At 47.7% G+C, this 18,203-nt stretch carries 17 protein-coding genes, 1 pseudogene and 1 riboswitch; of the genes and pseudogenes, 16 read left to right on the top strand and 2 right to left on the bottom strand.

Annotated elements, in window-relative coordinates; translation table 11 throughout:
• Positions 1 to 58 precede the first annotated feature (58 nt).
• From FO446_RS21315 to FO446_RS21305, 3 genes are all read left to right on the top strand, one after another.
• Positions 59 to 493 (top strand): Lrp/AsnC family transcriptional regulator, encoded by a 435-nt coding sequence (locus tag FO446_RS21315; protein WP_232774488.1) that lies wholly within the window; start codon positions 59 to 61, stop codon positions 491 to 493.
• Between the two features lie 5 nt (positions 494 to 498).
• Positions 499 to 1,137, top strand: coding sequence for a LysE family translocator (locus tag FO446_RS21310; RefSeq protein WP_237898989.1), 639 nt, complete (start codon positions 499 to 501; stop codon positions 1,135 to 1,137).
• A 152-nt stretch (positions 1,138 to 1,289) separates the two neighbouring features.
• Positions 1,290 to 1,535: a hypothetical protein gene (locus FO446_RS21305; protein ID WP_173610842.1), complete on the top strand. Its 246-nt coding sequence runs from the start codon at positions 1,290 to 1,292 to the stop codon at positions 1,533 to 1,535.
• A gap of 78 nt (positions 1,536 to 1,613) precedes the next feature.
• On the opposite strand, the gene FO446_RS21300 is transcribed toward FO446_RS21305, so the two are convergent.
• Positions 1,614 to 3,026, bottom strand: coding sequence for an RsmF rRNA methyltransferase first C-terminal domain-containing protein (locus tag FO446_RS21300; protein WP_237898988.1), 1,413 nt, complete (start codon positions 3,024 to 3,026; stop codon positions 1,614 to 1,616).
• An 85-nt stretch (positions 3,027 to 3,111) separates the two neighbouring features.
• On the opposite strand from FO446_RS21300, the gene FO446_RS21295 reads away from it, so the two are divergent.
• The 4 genes from FO446_RS21295 (at position 3,112) to FO446_RS21280 (ending at position 7,545) form a co-directional block, all read left to right on the top strand.
• A complete protein-coding gene (locus tag FO446_RS21295; protein ID WP_237898986.1) occupies positions 3,112 to 3,867 on the top strand; it encodes a hypothetical protein in 756 nt (251 codons plus the stop codon).
• A gap of 24 nt (positions 3,868 to 3,891) precedes the next feature.
• Complete coding sequence (locus FO446_RS21290; protein WP_221868070.1) at positions 3,892 to 4,827, top strand: methyl-accepting chemotaxis protein; 936 nt, start codon at positions 3,892 to 3,894, stop codon at positions 4,825 to 4,827.
• Positions 4,828 to 5,003: 176 nt separating this feature from the next.
• Positions 5,004 to 5,089, top strand: a riboswitch (cyclic di-GMP riboswitch).
• Positions 5,090 to 5,175: 86 nt separating this feature from the next.
• Positions 5,176 to 6,633: a benzaldehyde dehydrogenase gene (locus FO446_RS21285; RefSeq protein ID WP_237898985.1), complete on the top strand. Its 1,458-nt coding sequence runs from the start codon at positions 5,176 to 5,178 to the stop codon at positions 6,631 to 6,633.
• Positions 6,634 to 6,663: 30 nt separating this feature from the next.
• Positions 6,664 to 7,545, top strand: a complete 882-nt coding sequence (locus FO446_RS21280; protein WP_173610846.1) for a methyl-accepting chemotaxis protein — start codon at positions 6,664 to 6,666, stop codon at positions 7,543 to 7,545.
• Positions 7,546 to 7,607: 62 nt separating this feature from the next.
• Here FO446_RS21280 and FO446_RS21275 read toward each other — a convergent pair whose 3' ends face one another.
• Complete coding sequence (locus FO446_RS21275) at positions 7,608 to 9,281, bottom strand: M14 family metallopeptidase (protein ID WP_232774482.1); 1,674 nt, start codon at positions 9,279 to 9,281, stop codon at positions 7,608 to 7,610.
• A gap of 133 nt (positions 9,282 to 9,414) precedes the next feature.
• On the opposite strand from FO446_RS21275, the gene FO446_RS21270 reads away from it, so the two are divergent.
• From FO446_RS21270 to FO446_RS21230, 9 genes and pseudogenes are all read left to right on the top strand, one after another.
• Positions 9,415 to 10,833, top strand: a complete 1,419-nt coding sequence (locus FO446_RS21270) for a hypothetical protein (protein ID WP_173610848.1) — start codon at positions 9,415 to 9,417, stop codon at positions 10,831 to 10,833.
• Between the two features lie 149 nt (positions 10,834 to 10,982).
• A complete protein-coding gene (locus FO446_RS21265) occupies positions 10,983 to 11,642 on the top strand; it encodes a response regulator transcription factor (protein ID WP_173610849.1) in 660 nt (219 codons plus the stop codon).
• A gap of 1 nt (position 11,643) precedes the next feature.
• Positions 11,644 to 13,086 carry a sensor histidine kinase gene (locus FO446_RS21260; protein ID WP_221868074.1) on the top strand — a complete coding sequence of 481 codons (1,443 nt, stop codon included), beginning with the start codon at positions 11,644 to 11,646 and terminating at the stop codon, positions 13,084 to 13,086.
• Between the two features lie 15 nt (positions 13,087 to 13,101).
• Positions 13,102 to 13,635: a hypothetical protein gene (locus FO446_RS21255; RefSeq protein ID WP_173610851.1), complete on the top strand. Its 534-nt coding sequence runs from the start codon at positions 13,102 to 13,104 to the stop codon at positions 13,633 to 13,635.
• 27 nt (positions 13,636 to 13,662) lie between these two features.
• Positions 13,663 to 14,850, top strand: coding sequence for a hypothetical protein (locus FO446_RS21250; RefSeq protein ID WP_173610852.1), 1,188 nt, complete (start codon positions 13,663 to 13,665; stop codon positions 14,848 to 14,850).
• Positions 14,851 to 15,068: 218 nt separating this feature from the next.
• Entirely contained in the window at positions 15,069 to 15,350 is a 282-nt protein-coding gene (gene tnpA / locus FO446_RS21245) for an IS66 family insertion sequence element accessory protein TnpA (RefSeq protein WP_229088128.1), read from the top strand.
• A gap of 19 nt (positions 15,351 to 15,369) precedes the next feature.
• Complete coding sequence (tnpB, locus tag FO446_RS21240; protein WP_173610853.1) at positions 15,370 to 15,723, top strand: IS66 family insertion sequence element accessory protein TnpB; 354 nt, start codon at positions 15,370 to 15,372, stop codon at positions 15,721 to 15,723.
• 70 nt (positions 15,724 to 15,793) lie between these two features.
• Positions 15,794 to 17,273: pseudogene (gene tnpC / locus FO446_RS21235) on the top strand (IS66 family transposase).
• Between the two features lie 240 nt (positions 17,274 to 17,513).
• Positions 17,514 to 18,053 carry a DUF4367 domain-containing protein gene (locus FO446_RS21230; RefSeq protein ID WP_173610854.1) on the top strand — a complete coding sequence of 180 codons (540 nt, stop codon included), beginning with the start codon at positions 17,514 to 17,516 and terminating at the stop codon, positions 18,051 to 18,053.
• Positions 18,054 to 18,203 lie beyond the last annotated feature (150 nt).

Raw genomic sequence — 18,203 nt, 5'->3', positions numbered from 1 at the left:
AACTCCTTTTTATTCTAAAGAAATTGGTATAATCTTGATAAAAAGGAGGGGTACCACTATGGACCGGATCGATGAACAAATCCTCCGCTTATTGCGGGAAAATGCCCGAATCACCAGCTCCGACATCAGCAAGCAGGTTCATTTGTCCGTGCCTGCGGTCTCCGAGCGAATACGCAAGCTGGAGGATACAGGACTCATCAAGCAATTCACGGTGAAGCTGGATCGGGAGCAGCTAGGGCTTCACCTGATTGCGTTTGTGATGGTACAAATCGAGAAAACGGAGCATATCGCTGGCTTCCGTGAAACGGTCATGCAGGCAGACTGTGTCCTTGAATGCCATCATATTGCGGGAGCTTACGACTATGTATTGAAGGTCGCCGTAAAAGGGACGGCTGATCTGGAACGATTCATCTCTGAAACATTAAAGCAAGTAGAAGGGGTAAGCAAGACGAATACGATGATCGTCCTGTCTTCCATGAAAGAGGAGATATGAATCTGATGGCGATCTGGAACGGTCTATTATTCGGGATGATGCTCCAGCTATCCGTTGGTCCGGTTTGTCTGGCGGTGTTGCATCGCTCAATGACTCGGCGATTGCGGGAGTCACTTATGATGGTACTGGGTGTGGCACTCGTGGATACGGTGTATATGGTAGGGGCAATTGGGGGACTGTCGCTGCTGTTACAAATCCAATGGGTCAAACAGATGGTCTTGATTATGGGAGCCCTGATTTTGACTTGGTTTGGGATTCAAACCTTGCGTGCCATAAAAGGAAGAGGAGAGCATGAACAAACACCAGTCCAGCATCCTCGGTCGGATCGAAGCAGCTTTTGGCACGGCGTGCTTCTGACGCTCGCAAATCCTCTGACCGTTCTGTTTTGGGCGGGAGTATTTGGTTCGCTATTGGCATCTGGCACTTTTGTTCATCCAACGGAGTTGTTCTTGTTTGCTACGGGCTGTCTGTTATCGACTTTATTGTTCCTTGGGTTGGTAGCTTTGTTGGCCGCGTATTTGGCTCGTTTTTTTCGCCCGGGTTGGCTCAACGTTTTTCATGGGCTTAGTGGTGTCTTTCTAATTGGGTTTGCGATTGCCCTTTACGCAAAAAGCTGTTTGCTGCCGCGATACTGGCCTTTTTAAAGGAGTTCGGAATGACTGCATCGAATTTTAATAGGATACAGGAATTGTGAGAGAAAATAGTGTTTTCCTCCCATGTGAATTGGGTAATAGATAGGAAGATAGAACCCTTTCTTGTGAAAGTACCATAGTACAGGGTGTGAGGAGAACCAGTGATGACGACGGATACGTGCTTGAAATGCGGCAGTCCGATGGGCCGGGGAGAGTACAGTTGCCAGGTTTGCGGAGAAAACGAAATACAAGACTACCAGATGATTCGCAATTACGTGAGAACTTATCCGAATTCGAATGCGATGCAAATTGCCAATGCAACAGGGATATCTGTTTCAAAAATATTGCGTTATATAAGAAATGGCTCGTTGACGGTAGTAGACAGTCCGCCCCGCAGAGGGCGATCATGAGAAAAAAGAGAAAAGCCCACAAGCAGTCACGAATGCATTTCGTGTAGCTTTGTGAGCTTTTTTATTTTTGATGTAATCTTATAACCAGCGTAGACCTTTTGGATAATGATTTTTGAGTTGCCCCTCTGATTGCTTGCCCCAACCGATGGAGTATCCATCTACAGTAACCAGCGTCCAGCCGCTTTCCCCATCACGTGTGAGCGCTTCTCCTTTTAGGTACCGCAACAGTTCAGGATCGTCCGCGCCATACGAAGCGACACGGGCTGCCTCCGAAGGAGAGAGGGCGAGCGCCAAGGCGTGTGCAGGTTCAAATCTGTTCTTTTTTACGGTTCCCAGGTGCAGACCGACGCGCATGACCTTGAGCTTGTCCCAGTCGAGCTCGGGAGCAGGTGAGTAGTAGAGCTGCTCGCCAAATAAAAGAAAAGCAGCTTCATCTTCGAATGATTTGGAGAGCGCCGGGAGCGCTTCGACTGCGAACGTACGCCAGGCTGCCAGTGCTTCTTTTCGACCCGTCGGAGTTGATTTTGCCGCACGCTTTTCTTTACGCTTCCCGGAAGGTTCTTGAACCTCAGCGCTCTCGCTCTTTTGCAGCTTGGCGAGGTAATGACCTTCTCCCTGTAGACGATGCGGCCACAATCTGGCTGTCTGGGTGAGCTGCTCGTTTTGTGGCGACGCCCACTCGGGTTGGCCAGCAGAAAAGCAATCTGCATGTGGCAGCGAGATGATCTCAAATTCCGGGTGACGGTCCAGGAAGTTAACCAGGGACTGCTCATTTTCCAACGGAGCAAATGTGCAGGTGGAGTAGACCAACGTCCCGCCTGACTTCAGCATTGCAGCGGCCGCCTCGAGAATATCACCTTGCATGACATGGCATTCCATTACTTTTGCAGGACTCCAGTCTTCGATTGCTTCGGGTAGCTTGCGGAACATTCCTTCGCCAGAGCATGGAGCATCTACCAAAATTCGGTCAAAAAACTGGGGGAATCGCTCTTGCAAACGTTCAGGCGTTTCGTTGGTCACGACGGCATTGGTAACGCCGCAGCGCTCCAGATTTTCTGACAAGGCTTTTGCTCGAACAGGATGGATCTCGTTTGCCACAAGCATTCCTTGTCCACGCAAAAACGCTGCAAGCTGCGTCGATTTCCCTCCTGGCGCTGCACATAGGTCGAGGATGCGCTCACCAGGTTGGGCACCGAGTGCTTCGGCAGCGGACATCGCGCTTGGCTCCTGTAAATAGTACATGCCGGCGGAGTGAAAAGGATGCTTGCCGGGACGAGCTGGCTCTTTGTAGCGAAATCCGTTTTCGCACCAAGGGACTGCTTCCAGAGCAAAAGGCGAGATTTTCAAAAAAACGTCACGCCCTACCTTCAACGGATTGACCCGTAAGCCGTGTGTTACAGGCTGATCATAGGAGGAAACGAATGCCTCGAAATCGTGCCCGAGCAAGGTTTGCATGCGCTCGGTAAATGGTGTCGGTAAATTTTTTGTCATAACAGCCTCCGATGTCAGATTTTGGCCCCATGTGAAAGGAAAAGATAGAATCATGGCGAATCATAGAGAATGAGGTGAGAGCATTATGGAAGGATCCCGTGCAAAACGCTACCGCTCCCGGCGGAGGAATGACTCGGAAGTAAGCCGGTTTTGGATCATGGGGTTGCTGTTCTCACTGCTGGTGCTCGCTTTTGAATTCTTTATCGAAATACCCGCCGAAGCAGATTGGCTGATCGATATGGAGATGGCTTTGTTTTCTGCCAGCTTTACATTGCTTGCCTTTTATCTGCTCGGACTTACCTTTGCCTTTTCACGCCACCAAAAGGCAGGGAAGATCAATCACCAAATCATCATCTATGTATGGTTGGGTGCGATCTTGTTTCACTTGTTCCTGCTCATCAGCAATTTGTCCAATCAGCATGTGTACAAGGCAGGGATCATTCTATTTTTAGGACCATTGTTTTTAACTGTCTACCATTTTATCACGTACTTGGCAGCTTTGCGCGAGGAGCGTGAGGAGCAGGAGGCAGCTACAACAGCTACGCTTGAGCGCACGGCCTACCAGATGATTCTGGAGGGTGGGCGTGTATACAGCGAGCTAAGTCGCCTGAAAACAGAATATCCAGAAGTGGAGCAAATGCTTCGTGCCAACGATTTTCACGATAAACTGGAGCGCTATGCTTTGGAAATGCAGCAGTATTTGCAGGCGAAGCATTTTGAGCGTAAAGACGTGGAGCTCTTGGAGGGTCACTATTATTTCTTGGAAAACTTGCTGAGCTTGGCGAAACAACATCCGGGAATAATCGAGTCCCGCGTATATAGCCGCCGAGGTGACAATTGATGGGTACAGAGGAGAGGGAAGCGGATGTTTTGGAAAAAAGACAAAGGCCTGGCAGAAAAAGAGACAGCAGCGACGACAGCCACAACCACAATGACAGGACAGCAAGACGCTTGGAAACATGAGCTTCGCGATCTTTACGAACAGATGGGTGCGATCCTCAGTTCAAACCAGGCGATGAACGCCGAATCCGATCAAATGGTGCGACTGGTGACAAGGATGAAGCGTGTCGTAGATAATATCCAGGCCATTAACGAGCGGGATGATGAATCTGCGAGCCAGTTGTCGGTTCGAGGAGAGCGCCTGACAGACATCTGTAAACAATCGGTAGCGTGTGCAGATGAAGGCAAGAAGGCGATGACGGACGTTGTGCAGGTCATGAGCCTGCTCGACAAAGAATCGGTCCATACGTCCAAGTCCATGAGCCGCTTGGAAGAGAGCTCTTCGGAAATTACGAGCATCGTCAAGGTGATCAGCGACATTGCGAATCAGACCAACCTTCTCGCCCTGAATGCAGCGATAGAAGCGGCACGTGCAGGTGAACAAGGCCGAGGCTTCGCCGTCGTAGCGGATGAGGTACGGAAGCTGGCCGAGATGACAGCGAACTCGACCAAGACGATTGCAGAATTGATTGGCAAGATTCAGGAAGAAACAAAAGAAGCATTGTCTAACAGTGAAAAAAGCAGCAGTGCAATCAAAAATGGACTTTCTATCAGCAAGGATGCTGCACAGAAGACAGATCAGATCGTGAACGCTTTCCAGGTACTGAACGTCGAAGTGTCGGGTGTGATGGAAATCATCGCGCATCAAAAGCGATTTGCTGATGATGTGTCCCAGCAGGTAAGTGATGCAAAGGGTTTGCTGGACGAGCTGAATGAAGGCTTGACCAAGCACATAAGGGACGCCAACGCGACGGAGCAAATGCTCGCGACGAGCGTAAAGAATGTCAAATCGTTATTGTGAGCATAAGGAAGAAGAACCAGGAGTCCGTATCCAAGCGATGCGGGCTTTTTGGTAGTTATTAACTTTCTTTCACGAAATATTTACATGTTACCGTTTGACTATTCGAAATGGAGTACTATAATCTAAGTATGATTCTCCATATCTTTCCTTTTTTCGACAAAATATTATCAGCATTCGCTATGAATGGGCAAACCCATTGAAAATTGGGGACGCAAAGCCACGGGCCTAATGTACACGTTACGATGGCAGCCGGGTTGCCAACGAGCAGTGTATTTTGCTGTTTTAGTTTTACGGCTCCTTTCATGCGAAAGGGGCCTATTTTACTTTACAAAAGGGAGAGGTTGTAGCATGTCAATCCTGCAAACATTGGACAAGCAGTACATCAATGGGGAGTGGCGCGACGGGCTTGGCGTGAAGACATTGCAAGATATCAACCCTTACAACGGGGAAGTCATCGCAGAATTCAAAATGGCAAATCTGGAGGATATCGACGCGGCTTACAAGGCGGCAGCCCACGCGAAAAAAGAGTGGGACGAAGTGAATGCTTATACCAAATCTCGAATGTTGGAGCGTGCTGTTCACTATATCGAAGAGCATGAAGAAGAAATCATTCAGATCATCATTCGTGAATTGGGCGGAACCCGATTGAAGGCGTTTTTTGAGATCGGGCTTGTGAAGGATATTATTCGCGAGGCGGCTACCTTCCCAGTGCGGATGGAAGGAAAAATTCTGCCTTCTCCCGTTGACGGAAAAGAAAACCGCTTGTATCGGATTCCCGCAGGAGTTGTCGGCGTCATCAGTCCGTTCAATTTCCCGTTCTATCTGTCGATGAAGTCTGTGGCTCCAGCTCTTGGCGCGGGCAACGGTGTCGTCCTCAAACCGCATGAGCACACGCCAATCACGGGTGGGACTCTCATCGCGAAAATTTTTGAAGAAGTAGGTCTGCCCAAAGGCTTGATTAACGTCGTAGTGACGGACATCGCTGAAATTGGCGATGGTTTTGTCTCCCACCCGATTCCGCGCATCCTTTCGTTTACAGGGTCTAGCCAAGTTGGGAGCCATATCGCGCAGGTGGCAGCGAAGCATTTCAAAAAGGCGATTTTGGAGCTGGGCGGCAATAGTGCGCTGATCGTTTTGGAGGATGCGGATCTCCAGTATGCCGTCAATGCAGCAGTATTCAGCCGTTTTACCCACCAAGGTCAGATTTGCATGTCAGCTAACCGGGTTCTGGTTCACCAAGATGTATACGATAAATTCCTCGATCTGTACGTGGAAAAAGTATCTGGACTCAAGGTAGGCGACCCGAATGATCCTGACACGGTAATCGGTCCACTCATCAATCAACGGCAAGTCGCCAATCTGATGGCAACGATCGATGAGGCGATACGCGAAGGAGCCGTTCCTGCACTGAAAGGGGAAGTAAAAGGAAACGTGGTCGAACCGATTGTTTTGACAGGAGTGACCACAGACATGTCGATTGCATCCAAAGAGCTGTTTGGTCCGGCTGTTTGCATCATGTCGTTTGCTTCCGAGGAAGAAGCGATTCGCATGGCAAACGAGACACCATTTGGATTGTCCGGGGCAATTCACACCCGCGATCTGGAGAGAGGTGCCGAGATGGCCAAGCGCATTGAGACCGGCATGATTCACATCAACGATGGAACGATCAATGACGAGCCAATCGTGGCGTTCGGCGGTGAAAAGCACTCCGGGTTGGGACGATTGAATGGTCAATGGAGCTTAGAAGAGTTTACTACGCTGAAATGGATTTCGGTTCAGCACAAGAAGCGTCAATTTCCGTACTAATGCCAGCAAAATATAGAGGTGAAGAGGGTCATGAACGGATACGAAGAATGGAACGAAACAGAAGCTTCCGAAAAGGGGAAAAACGCAGAACTGCTTGAGGCTTTCATCAAGGTTGCCCCCTATTTAAATGATTTGCTCTCCGATGACATTACCATTGGGGTCTACGACACGGAAAAGCTATTGTGCAATGTACCTGCCCAAACATTTGCACTGCAAGTCAAGCCTGGTGATCCACTCCAGGAAGGAGATGTGATCACCAACGCGATTCGAAAAAACACCAAGCAGGCGATGATGGTCCCCAAGGAATTGTTTGGTTTCCCTCTCGTCGCACGGGCGATTCCCCTGCATGATCACACGGGAAAAGTCATTGGCGGTGTCGGCATTGGTTCGAGTATGGAGCGAGCCAATGAGCTGTATGAAATCGCTGCAAATCTCTCGAGTGTCGTCGAGCAGGTGAGTGCCACCACACACGAGATGGCCGTGCAGATCGGGAATTTGAACGAGCAAATGAAGGCGATCTCAGAGCAAGCCAATGATGTCAGCCAAAGTACGACCGAGATCGAGCAAATTACACTCGCTGTGAAAAAAATCGCTGATCAAAGTAACATTTTGGGACTAAATGCGAGCATTGAGGCTGCGCGAGTAGGAGATGCAGGGCGTGGGTTCGCTGTCGTTGCGAATGAGGTTCGCAATATGGCGACTGATTCCAGGGCGAATGCAGACAAAATCAAGCAAACCACGGATTCCATCCGGGATTTGATAACCCTTCTGCAAAACTCGATTGAACTGATCAATCAAACCATGGAGAGTCAGGCAGCCGCTACAGAGGAAATTTCCGCGACGATGGTCGAAGTGAGCGGCAATACGCAAAAGCTGGCAGGGCTTGCCCAAGAAGTGTTTGAAATAAAGTAAGTCCATACATGTAACAAAATTCCCCTCTCAGGAGTCTAACTTTAGAGAGGGGAATTTTTCCTTTAATTCTTTTGTGTGGTGGGTAGCGGTTGCTCCAGCATATAGCGATACACCGGGACTTCATCGCCCTTTTCAACGGGCAAGAAGTTAAACGTGACGTAGCTGTCCACTGATTCCGGTTCCAGGGCTAACGCAATGAAGTTCGCGTTTGGCTGGGCCATGCTGAACACGTAACTACCCGCAGGAAAGGTTTTCGTTGTTTCTGTTACATTTGCAGTCACTTGGTTGGTGAAATGCCCATTCTCGTAAATCGTATTCACCTTGTTTTCCAAAATGGTGTAGCTTTCTACCGCTATGGTCGTTTCTTTTGATAGCTTGCTTACCGAAACACCGAGCAATTCCAGCTTGGTCGCGACGTCATGGTAGCCAGGAGGCATGAGGTAGGCAGTGGGGCGCTCGCGTTCGAGTATGGGATAGGCATCCGTGGAGCTTACCCAGTCGATGGGGGTAGAGACTTTTTTTGCGGTGGCTAGATCGACCACTTCGAGAGACTGATCTGGTACGCGCTTATTCTCACTCAGGATGACGAGTTTGTCGTTGTCGTTTGCCTTTTTGCCTTTTTCCGTGATTTCTTCGCGTGCTTGCATCACGGCGGACTTGATTGCTTTGGCGTTGACCGCTGTTGATTGAATGACAGCAGCGTGAGTCATGGCCTGGCTGAATACACGGCGCTCAAAATCGGCGCGTCCAATGCCAATGCCGCGTGTCTCCACCAAAAACGTCAATGTGTTTTTCAATCCAAGAGCATTGCGTCCGATTCTTGTCTCTGTGCTGCCTTCTGTTGCGGTCACTTTTCCGTCCTTGCCTTTTGCCAGCGTATAGTAAGCGTGATGAGAAAGCTGCTCCTTGTCGAGTGCTTTTTGAACGTCAGCCAAGAGCAGGTTGTCTGACATTTTTCGCAGGTTTGCGGGGATATTCAAGTTTTTCGCAGAGGAGATCAGAACATCGTAGGAAGAGATCGCGCCTTTTTCTCCAACATCGCGAAGCTGGTTGGAAGAGACGCCGTATTCGTGGGCGTCAAGCACCACATCAGGTTGATAGGCATTAATGGCTTGGTGAACCGCTTGCACTTCTGGATATTCTACCTTCATGTAGTCGCGGTTGGCATCCAGCTCTGTCGCGATGTAGCGTTTGAACTGGTAGGAGCCATCTGGATTGATGCGGGGAACAATCGCAATGTTTACTTTATCCAAGAGATCGGCGCCAAGTTTTCCTTCTGCCAGCCATTTGGCGATCAAAAGAGCAGATTCACCGGATGCGGGTTCATTTCCATGGATTTGTGCCTGTAGCCAGATGAGTGGCTTCTCTTTGTTTTGTTTGAGCTTGCCGTGGTCTTTGCTGAATAACAGCAGGGGGATATCGCGACCTTCCAGGGATGTACCGATGGATAGCAGCTGGATTTCCTTGTTGCCTGCAGCCAATTTGCTTATGTAAGCCATCATTTCTTCCTGGGACGTAAAAGCTTCTTTTCCTTCTTGGAAGCCGGGTGTCCCAAACTGGATAGTTGGCTTGGGAAACAAGCTCTCAATCTGTGCAGGCTGTACATAGGTTGGCCCTATTCCGTAATAAGGAATGTGGGTTTGTGGTTCAGCTTGGTTGGCATGGATGATTGAGGGGCTGGTGAACAGAGATATTACGAGTGCTGTAGAAACAACGTAGCGTACTTTCTTGTCCATAAATTCCCTCCTGAGAAATAGAAGTAGACACCTATGGTTAATTTATCAGATTATTATAAAAATAATAATCACTACGAAATATTCATTTTAAAGTAGGACTTTCGGTTCTCCTTTAATAGAATAGGGGGATGACATGGTCAGAAAAATCAGCAGAATGCTCCTTTTGATGACGGCCATCGCCGTAAGTAGTTTCTTTCCGAGCGATATTTCTGCAAACGAATGGAAAAAACCAACAGAAACAGAGACTGTTGACCACCTGAATGGCGCGATTCACCAAAAACAAGAATTTCGATTCTCCGATGGTGTCACGTATTGGGCCCATAAAATGACAGGTCAGCGCAATATGATGCCCCACGTTTTCACCATTCCGATTCAGGGCAACAGTCAGAACATGATGTTCCGCTATCGTGCCTATGATGAATCGAAGAAACCGTATTGGAAGGTTGTCACGCTTGATCAAGTCCAGACCCTTCCGCTCTCCTCAGGTTTTGTAGAGACGGAGGGCAGGTATATTTGGTTAGGTAAGCCCATTACCTACGTGGATAAAGGCAGAGCCACGATTGAAGAAAAGCCGGCATTGGCGTTGCCAGTCGAAGTCAAACAGACGGCTTATGGTGTCGAGCTCGTGATCAAGCTGCCGATGAAAGCAGGGCTTATCAGCGAAATGTGGGCGCTCGATTCGAGAGATCCGCTCGTTCCTTGGGGAGAACAATCGATTGACAGCGTCTGGATTAACTTGGACGTGACGGAAAAGGCAAAATGGCTGTACGATGGGTATTACTATCAAAGCCCTTCCACGTATGAGCCGACTTCGGAGTCCTCCTTTTGGCGGATTCCTGAAAACTATGTCCTTCGCTCCTTTTTATATACAGGTGGAAGCAAGGCTGCCCGAGATATGGGCTATGTGATGCTGAGGGCGAGCTTGAAACAGCAGGAGCCTGAGGGGTACTGGAAGACGCAGCCGCGCTCCTTGTGGCTAAGTGGCGATTACGGGATACCAGAGGGCTTTTACGATACGAGATTCAACACAGGAGCGGCTGATCTGATGCTGCGGGGCTGTGATCAGTATCAAGAAAAGGACTTTTGCCAATCAGCGAAAAAATATGCTTCTTACTTTCACAATCATGCAGCCATGAACCGTTTTGTCATCGCTGGTGTACAGCAAGGCTGGCTGGTTTCTGACTACGCGACAGCAACGAATCCGATGATTCAGACACATGTTTCTTTGAACCATCAGTTGGCGGAAATCAATTTTCTCTACAAAAGCTACCTGCAATTCGGCGACCGGACTGACAAAGATTTAGCGGATATGATGCTTTATGGTGTCGTAAACCTCGGATCGCAGTGGATTCTCGGAAATGGCGATTTGCATTACGCTTATTTTCCCGATGGAACATTCGGCAGACCGGACTATCCGTTCTTGACCTACAATGACTTGGTCGAAACGCAGCGTTTGTACCGTCAACTGCACGGAATGGATGAGATGACGCTTGCGATGCTAATTGACAGTAAATGGATGTGGATGCAGTTGAATAATGTTTCGTATCGGTAAGTAAAAAATCTAAATGATAATGAATGTGACCCTCAATAAGATCAAGTTAAAGTGATTTTATTGAGGGTTTTTTGTTTTTGTATACTTTTTACATTTCGTTGACAATAAAATCCTAAAAATGTGTAATGATGGTGGGGGTGTTATACAGCATGGCATATTCAATATTAATCGCTGAAGATGATCCATCCATATCCGAACTAATCAAAATGACATTAGGCGCCTCAGGCTATGTCTGTAAAGTTTCATCCGACGGTAACACGGCGTTGAACGATCTCGAAGAAAAGGAGTATCACTTGGCGCTCCTTGACATCATGCTGCCTGGAGTTGATGGGTTCACACTGCTGGAATCCTTTAAGAAAAAGAATATCCCGGTCATTTTTGTTACAGCCAAGACGAGTGTAATGGACAAAGTACAAGGTTTGCGTCTTGGTGCTGAGGATTATATTACAAAACCTTTTGATTTGTTGGAGTTGTTGGCACGAGTGGAAGTCGCTCTGAGAAGAAGTCATCAGGTTGTATTGGAAACATTGACCGTAGGTGATGTGACAGTGGATTATCATAGCCGAAAAGTGTACAAAAGTAATCAGCTCGTCACGTTAACCCCGAAGGAATATGAGTTGCTTGAATTTTTGTTGCATAATCCGAATATTGCTTTTTCTCGTGAAAGTTTGCTGAATCAGGTCTGGGGTTATGACTTTTATGGCAGCACCCGGACAATTGATACACATATCTTGAATCTGCGCACAAAGCTAGGTTTGTCCGATCATATTCATACGGTGCACAAAATTGGCTATCGAATGGAGTTTTAAGATGCGTGAGAGGGTTAAGAAGACTCCTCTGTGGATGCGAATCTATCTCATGGTGTTCGGATTGGTGACGGTGGTCATCGTCTTTTTTTCGTACAGGATCATACAGGTTTCCATTGAGTACAATCTTCAACGGGAAATCATCAGCTCCCGTGAGAACCATAGCATGATCGGGAACGCGTTGAAAATGTATGAAAGTACGATTGATGATTACTATCCAACACTGAAGAAAGACATCCTTACCAAAGCTTTTCAAAATTATGGGCGGTATTTTACTGATCAGAAAAGCCATGTGGCCATAACAGGCGAATCCGGGGAGAAGCTGTATAGCAGTATACCGGATGAAGAAGAAAAGGCAATGGCTCTTGCGCCACCCAAAGACGGGAGACGAAGCTATGTCATTCGAAACATAGACGTGCGCACCGTACTGTTTGTCTCGAGTTGGATGAAGATCGATGACCAGCTGCTTCGATTGGATTACGCTCATGACATAACGAACCTGATCGCTGACCAAAAGTCACTATCCTTACAGATTTCATTTTGGGTATTGGTTGGCTTGACCGTTTCTGCGGCAGGTTTATATGTCCTAATCAGACAAGCCTTGCGTCCACTCGGTCTGTTAAGCACACAGGCTCAAGCGATTGCAAAAGGAAGCTATCAGCATCGCATAACGGTTCAGCGCGGCGATGAGATTGGCCAGCTTGCGGTTGACTTCAATCATATGGCAGAAGCGATTCAAGCCAACATGGAGCTTCTGCAGAGGGGCGTAACGGAAAGAGAGGCGTTTATCGCAAGTCTGGCCCACGAATTCAAAACGCCGCTTACATCCATCATGGGCTATGCCAGTTTGCTTCAGCATTATGACCTGGAAGAAAAAGACGTCGAGCAGGCCCTGAGCTTCATTCATTCGGAAAGCAAACGGCTTGACGGGATGTCAAAAAAGCTGTTGGAGCTTTTCCGACTTGGAAATGGGGAGGCACTGAACAAGCAGCAAGTTGATGTTTCTTCCCTTATGCAGCAGTTGAAAATCATCTCCCAGTTTTCGTTAGACAGAAAGGGCCAAACGCTGGAAATCATATATTCAGTCTCTACGGTTACCGTCGATCCGGAGCTTTTTTTGGTGCTATTAAACAATCTCGTGGAGAATGCCTCCAAAGCGTCTGAAAACGATGCAGTGATTCGATTTACTGTTTACACAGAGGACTCATTTGTTGTTTTTTGTGTGGAAGATCATGGCTGTGGGGTGCCGGAAGAGCATCTGACAAATGTTTTTCAACCATTTTTTATGCTGGATAGCGCGAGGGATCGGAAAAAGAACGGTCACGGTTTAGGGTTGTCTCTAAGCAAAGCGATTGCTACGGCACACCAAGGCAGTATTTATATGAAAAGCAGATTGAACGGCGGAACATCGGTTTACACCCTGGTTCCAGATCAAACTTCGAGGTAATTATGGAGGCATGTATTGCGAACTATCCAAAAAATAAAGATAAAGTCCCACGGCTTCAGGCTTAGCCTTGCTGTTATCGGCATACTAGGTCTGGCCTCCTTCTTTTCTCCGGCTGCTTTCGGCCCTGCTGTTCTGGACAGTAAAAAGGATGCCATCATGACGGAAACCTCTCCACCAGCAAACCTTGAAACCAAAGAAATCGCTTGGAAGCAAAGCCACGAGCAGAGTAAAAAATCCTTTGATCCGTTGACCAAGGATCAGGCGGCCCCCTATATTCGGATGGCAAGAGAAGCGTTCGATGCGCAAGGCATGCCAACACCTGAAACCGGTTATTGGATCAGCAGTACCGTGACGGAAGGCAAAAATCATGTGGATATCATCTGGTATCCCAATGGTGTTGTTTTTGGCCAAGAGAGCAAGATCAAGGAAAAGGTTTACTACGCACTATTTTACAACGCCGATGTGGATAAAGGCGTAGGGAAAATGGTTGAACTTGAGGTTATTTGGAATTACGGTGAATCCCATTGGTATGGCGAAAACGCAGAATAAGAAGCAGGACTGTAAGGAGATAGAATTGTGAAAAAATTGACCGATACAAAAATGAAGCTGGGGTTATGGTTAAGTATTGGAGTGATGGGCGTGTTAGCCCTTGCTTTGAGCTTCTCCCCGACAACGTTTGGCTTGGCTGAAATCAATAAAAACAAAGATGTCATTAAGACGGAAACAACGGCGTCAAACACGCTTGAACCGAATGAAGGTGAAGAGCATCAGGACAAGAAGAAAACCGATAATCCGACACCCACCAAAGAAAGTTCAGTGAAGTTAATCCGCACTGACTTTAGTAAAGAAGAGCGAGAGCCCTTCGTCAAGTTGGCAACAGATGCGTTTATCGCCAATCATATCGACCTGCCTGATAATAATTACAGGCTTTCATTTTCCAGTGAAACGAGCGAGGATACAACGACCGCTGAGATATGGTGGCATCCAAAAAGAGAGGAAGGAGCCGAACCACCTTTGATAGGCTTTCACGAAAGCTATTTTGTCAATTTGACCGATGTGGACTTGGAGAAAGGAACGGGCACAATTAAAGAGATCAAGATTTGTATACGCAGGGACATCGTATCGTTCAAACCAAACACGATGTTCGCCCCGTATATAGACAAGGCAACAAAAGTTTGGAAAGACAAAAACATCAAAATTCCGCAAATCGGCTACGATCTGGCGGGATGCTTGGTCGTAAAACCCATCACGGAAAAAGAGACAATAGCGCTTGTCGATCTTTACTGGTACCCAAGATATACGAAAAGCAATAACGTTTATCAAGCTGTTCATGACAAGCTTTATTACGTGCAATTTTCAGATGTTGATTTAAAAAAAGGAACAGGTACAGTTGAGAACGTAGAAACGAACGAAGAAGAAACGAGAATCGTGGACGAAATACCACCAGAGCCGATTATCAGGAGTGTGAAACTGGCACCAGCACAGGCAGCCCCGTTTATCCAGATGGCAAAAGACGCTTTTCAAGAGAAGCAGGTAAAACTTCCTGAAAGTGGCTATTGGATTAGTAGCAAGATTAGGTACCACGATGATCAACCGAAACGACTACCAGAGGTGAGAATTTACTGGTATCCCGACGGCGTTGCTGAAGGGACTGATATCGCTTCTATAAAGGAAAGAGTTTATCTTGCTTATTTTGATGAAGTTGATTTAGAGAAAGGAACTGGTGAATTATGGGATATCTGGGTAAGAAGAACCGTTCCTTAGTAACAAGTTTCACATAGCAGGGTGGACGAAGAAGATGGAGAGTCGCGTATGGCGGCTCTTTTTTCATACCCGGATTCCAGCTTGCCCCAATGCTCGAGACGATCTTTGACAAAACCATGACAACCTACCGATTAAACGTAAGCGCCAAACTCTTCCCACCTTCAACCACTATGCTAGCTAAGAGATCATGAGATTAACCTGAATACGGAGGGTATCTCATGAATGCCAAAGAACAACGCAGACAAGATTGGTATGTACGCATCGAAGCCTATCGGGCAAGTGGCCTCACGATGAAAGCTTGGTGCACCGCAAATCAATGCTCTGTCGAACAATTGAAATATTGGCTCTACAAAATAAATCGTGTTTCATCCAGGGCTACTCCAGATCCAAAGACTTCTCCCGTTCAGTTTGTACCGCTTGCCGCCGTAGATCTGCCTGGTAGCACCTTTCCTGTTCCTTCTCTCATTCCGGTTTTGACCCGAAGCTTCTGCGCGAAGTAATTCACGCGCTTACTTCATCATGCTAACCTTTCCAAGCAATCAGCGTGTGTTTCTCGCCTGTGGTTCTACCGATCTGCGCAAGTCGATCGACGGACTTGCCGCCATCGTTCAGGAAAGCTTTGGTCTGAATCCGTTCTCCTCCGGCTTGTTCGTATTCTGTAACCGGGCATGTAACAAGCTCAAGATTCTCTACTGGGATCATAATGGGTTCTGGCTTTATTATCGCCGTCTGGAACGTGGCAGATTTCAATGGCCGACAGGTAAAGAAGAAGTAGTAGCCATTTCGAGCAGGGAGCTTCGCTGGCTGCTGGATGGTCTTTCACTCAGCCAGCGGCAAGCGCATCCCAAGGTTAATGCCGTTTCCGTCATTTAGTCACATCTTTGTAATCACTTTGTCAGAGGCACTTACAGTAATTGGGTTTTTATTATCTAATGTGTAAAGTATGGAAAAACATGCAGATATGCCAACCATTGAATCTCTACAACAACAAATCATCGAACTATCGGCCAAGCTCAAATGGTACGAAGAGCAGTTCCGCTTAGCGCAGCAGAAGCGTTTCGGTGCTTCCAGCGAGCAGACGCATCCGGATCAATTAGAAATCCCGTTGTTCAACGAAGCCGAAATGCTTGCATCGCCTGCCGATGAAGAGCCGCTGTCTGAACAAATCACCTACGAGCGGCGCAAGTTATCCGGCAAGCGAACAGAGGATCTTTCCAAGCTACCTGTAGAGACCATTACCTATACACTTTCTGAAGGCGAGCAAATATGTGCGTGCTGCGGTGGGTTTCTTCACGAGATGAGTACCGAGACACGCAGTGAAATTGCCGTTGTACCACCACAAGTGAAGGTCATCCGTCACGTGCGGAATGTGTATGCTTGCCGTTATTGTGAACGTGAAGATATTCAAACCCCGATCGTCACAACTGCGATGCCAAGACCTGTTTATCCGGGAAGTTTGGCTTCACCGTCGTCTTGGATACACGTTATCTCGTCAGACGATGGCGAATTGGATGATCTACGGAGCCGAGAAATGGCTCATGCCATTGGTCTCCGTGATGAAAGCTTATCTGCTAAGGCAGGATGTGCTTCATGCAGATGAGACGACGCTGCAAGTGCTGCGTGAGCCCGGGAAGTCTGCCCAATCGTCCTCGTATTTGTGGCTGTATCGCACCGGACGCGGCGTAACGCCGGCGGTCATCTATGATTACCAGAAGACACGTGGCGGCGAGCATCCTCAAAGCTTCTTATCCGGGTTCAATGGTTACCTGCATGTCGATGGTTACGCGGGCTATCATAAGGTTGCTGGTGTGACTCTTGTGGGATGCTGGGCACATGCGCGGCGTAAATATGACGAAGCGCTGAAAGCAGCTCCGCCGGCGACGAGAGATAACAAGGATTCGGTAGCCAGTCAAGGACTGGCTTACTGCAATGCTCTCTTCACCATTGAGCGCGAACTGAAGGATGCTTCGCCAGAAGAACGATATGCCGAGCGGAAGAAGCAAAGCCTTCCAATCCTGGAGACTTATTTGGTGTGGCTCAAGCAACATCGCTCTCAAACCCTACCGAAGAGTCTGGTCGGACAAGCGATTGCTTATAGCCTGAATCAGTGGGAGAAATTGACCGAATTCCTGAAGGATGGCCGACTCGAAATCGATAACAACCGAAGTGAACGCTCGATCAAGCCGTTCGTGATCGGAAGAAAGAACTGTTTATTTGCGAATAAGCCTCGCGGCGCGAAGACAAGTGCGGCGATCTACAGCGTGATCGAGACGGCGAAGGAAAACGGACTTCTTCCGTTTCAATATTTAAAGTATCTGTTCGAGCAGCTTCCGCAGCTTTCGAATCCACAAAATCCAGAAGCGATCGAGCCTTATTTGCCATGGTCATCTTCGCTTCCGAGCACTTGTCGCGTGATGGGATAGGTGTCGTATTACATCAAAATTCTTGATGAGGCCTAAGTCTATGTGACGCTTACGTATATGCGAAACTTGTGATTAAAAAAAGAGTTAATACCGTAAAAAACCCTTAGGTTTCCCTAAGGGTTGAAAAGTATGAGTTGTTTGTTCTGTTAACTCATTTTCTCGGTTGTTGCTTGATCAAAGAATAAGCTGCAAGCGTTACTTTCCGAATCCAGTCTGCTGTGGGAAGAAGAGAAGGGAATTGTGTACCAATTGGCAAGCGGCCTCGCTGTGGATGAACTGAAAAAGATGGCAGAGTCTGTCGGAGTGGGTACACCTCCCACGCCACCGGATCAATACGAAATCGAATCCGATACAAAAACAATTACCGCAGAAGAAGCCGAGAAATGGCTTGGCTCGAAGATCCCAATGCCGACGAAGCTGCCTGTGGGAGCCGTCATCACGTACAGCTTGACGAAATCAGAGGATGAGGAGTCTGTAACTGTCAATTTCCAGAACCCGACCAATCCGGATGAACGCTTTTTCATCGACATCATGAAAGGCGACATCCAAAAAGAGGTAGGGAAGGTCCCGTACATCGAAGGCAAAAGCACCGTGAAGGAAATCAAGCTGGCAAACGGAACGACTGCGTATGCTTGCCAGTATAAGGCGTGGAGCGCTCAAGATCCGAACCTGACAGCCTTGCAGGTGCTGTTCTGGGAGCCGAGCAAAGGTGTCATTTACAAAACGTTCGGAACCAAGCCGATCGAAGAATATGTGAAAATAGCAGAATCGGTGAAATAAACGAGTGGGAGGACGGCGAAGAAGCCGTCCTTTCGTTTTTTTGGAAATTGATCAATTAGTGGATAAATGGATGGAATTTACAAATCCATGACATCGTAATGACGAAGCCATGACATTGGATTGATACTCTATCAATGCTATCGAGTACTT

Origin of the sequence: Brevibacillus brevis (assembly GCF_022026395.1) — a bacterium.
Lineage (GTDB): Bacteria > Bacillota > Bacilli > Brevibacillales > Brevibacillaceae > Brevibacillus.
The sequence above is the reverse complement of the archived record's forward strand: the minus strand, read 5'-3'. Positions and strand labels throughout refer to the sequence as shown.

Coding starts and splice junctions, on each gene's coding strand:
- FO446_RS21285 (WP_237898985.1), top strand. CDS start 5,176: ATGTCAATCCTGCAAACATTGGACAAGCAGTACATCAATGGGGAGTGG.
- FO446_RS21310 (WP_237898989.1), top strand. CDS start 499: ATGGCGATCTGGAACGGTCTATTATTCGGGATGATGCTCCAGCTATCC.
- FO446_RS21280 (WP_173610846.1), top strand. CDS start 6,664: ATGAACGGATACGAAGAATGGAACGAAACAGAAGCTTCCGAAAAGGGG.
- tnpB (WP_173610853.1), top strand. CDS start 15,370: ATGCTAACCTTTCCAAGCAATCAGCGTGTGTTTCTCGCCTGTGGTTCT.
- tnpA (WP_229088128.1), top strand. CDS start 15,069: ATGAATGCCAAAGAACAACGCAGACAAGATTGGTATGTACGCATCGAA.
- FO446_RS21290 (WP_221868070.1), top strand. CDS start 3,892: ATGTTTTGGAAAAAAGACAAAGGCCTGGCAGAAAAAGAGACAGCAGCG.
- FO446_RS21295 (WP_237898986.1), top strand. CDS start 3,112: ATGGAAGGATCCCGTGCAAAACGCTACCGCTCCCGGCGGAGGAATGAC.
- FO446_RS21265 (WP_173610849.1), top strand. CDS start 10,983: ATGGCATATTCAATATTAATCGCTGAAGATGATCCATCCATATCCGAA.
- FO446_RS21275 (WP_232774482.1), bottom strand. CDS start 9,281: ATGGACAAGAAAGTACGCTACGTTGTTTCTACAGCACTCGTAATATCT.
- FO446_RS21270 (WP_173610848.1), top strand. CDS start 9,415: ATGGTCAGAAAAATCAGCAGAATGCTCCTTTTGATGACGGCCATCGCC.
- FO446_RS21315 (WP_232774488.1), top strand. CDS start 59: ATGGACCGGATCGATGAACAAATCCTCCGCTTATTGCGGGAAAATGCC.
- FO446_RS21300 (WP_237898988.1), bottom strand. CDS start 3,026: ATGACAAAAAATTTACCGACACCATTTACCGAGCGCATGCAAACCTTG.
- FO446_RS21305 (WP_173610842.1), top strand. CDS start 1,290: ATGACGACGGATACGTGCTTGAAATGCGGCAGTCCGATGGGCCGGGGA.
- FO446_RS21260 (WP_221868074.1), top strand. CDS start 11,644: ATGCGTGAGAGGGTTAAGAAGACTCCTCTGTGGATGCGAATCTATCTC.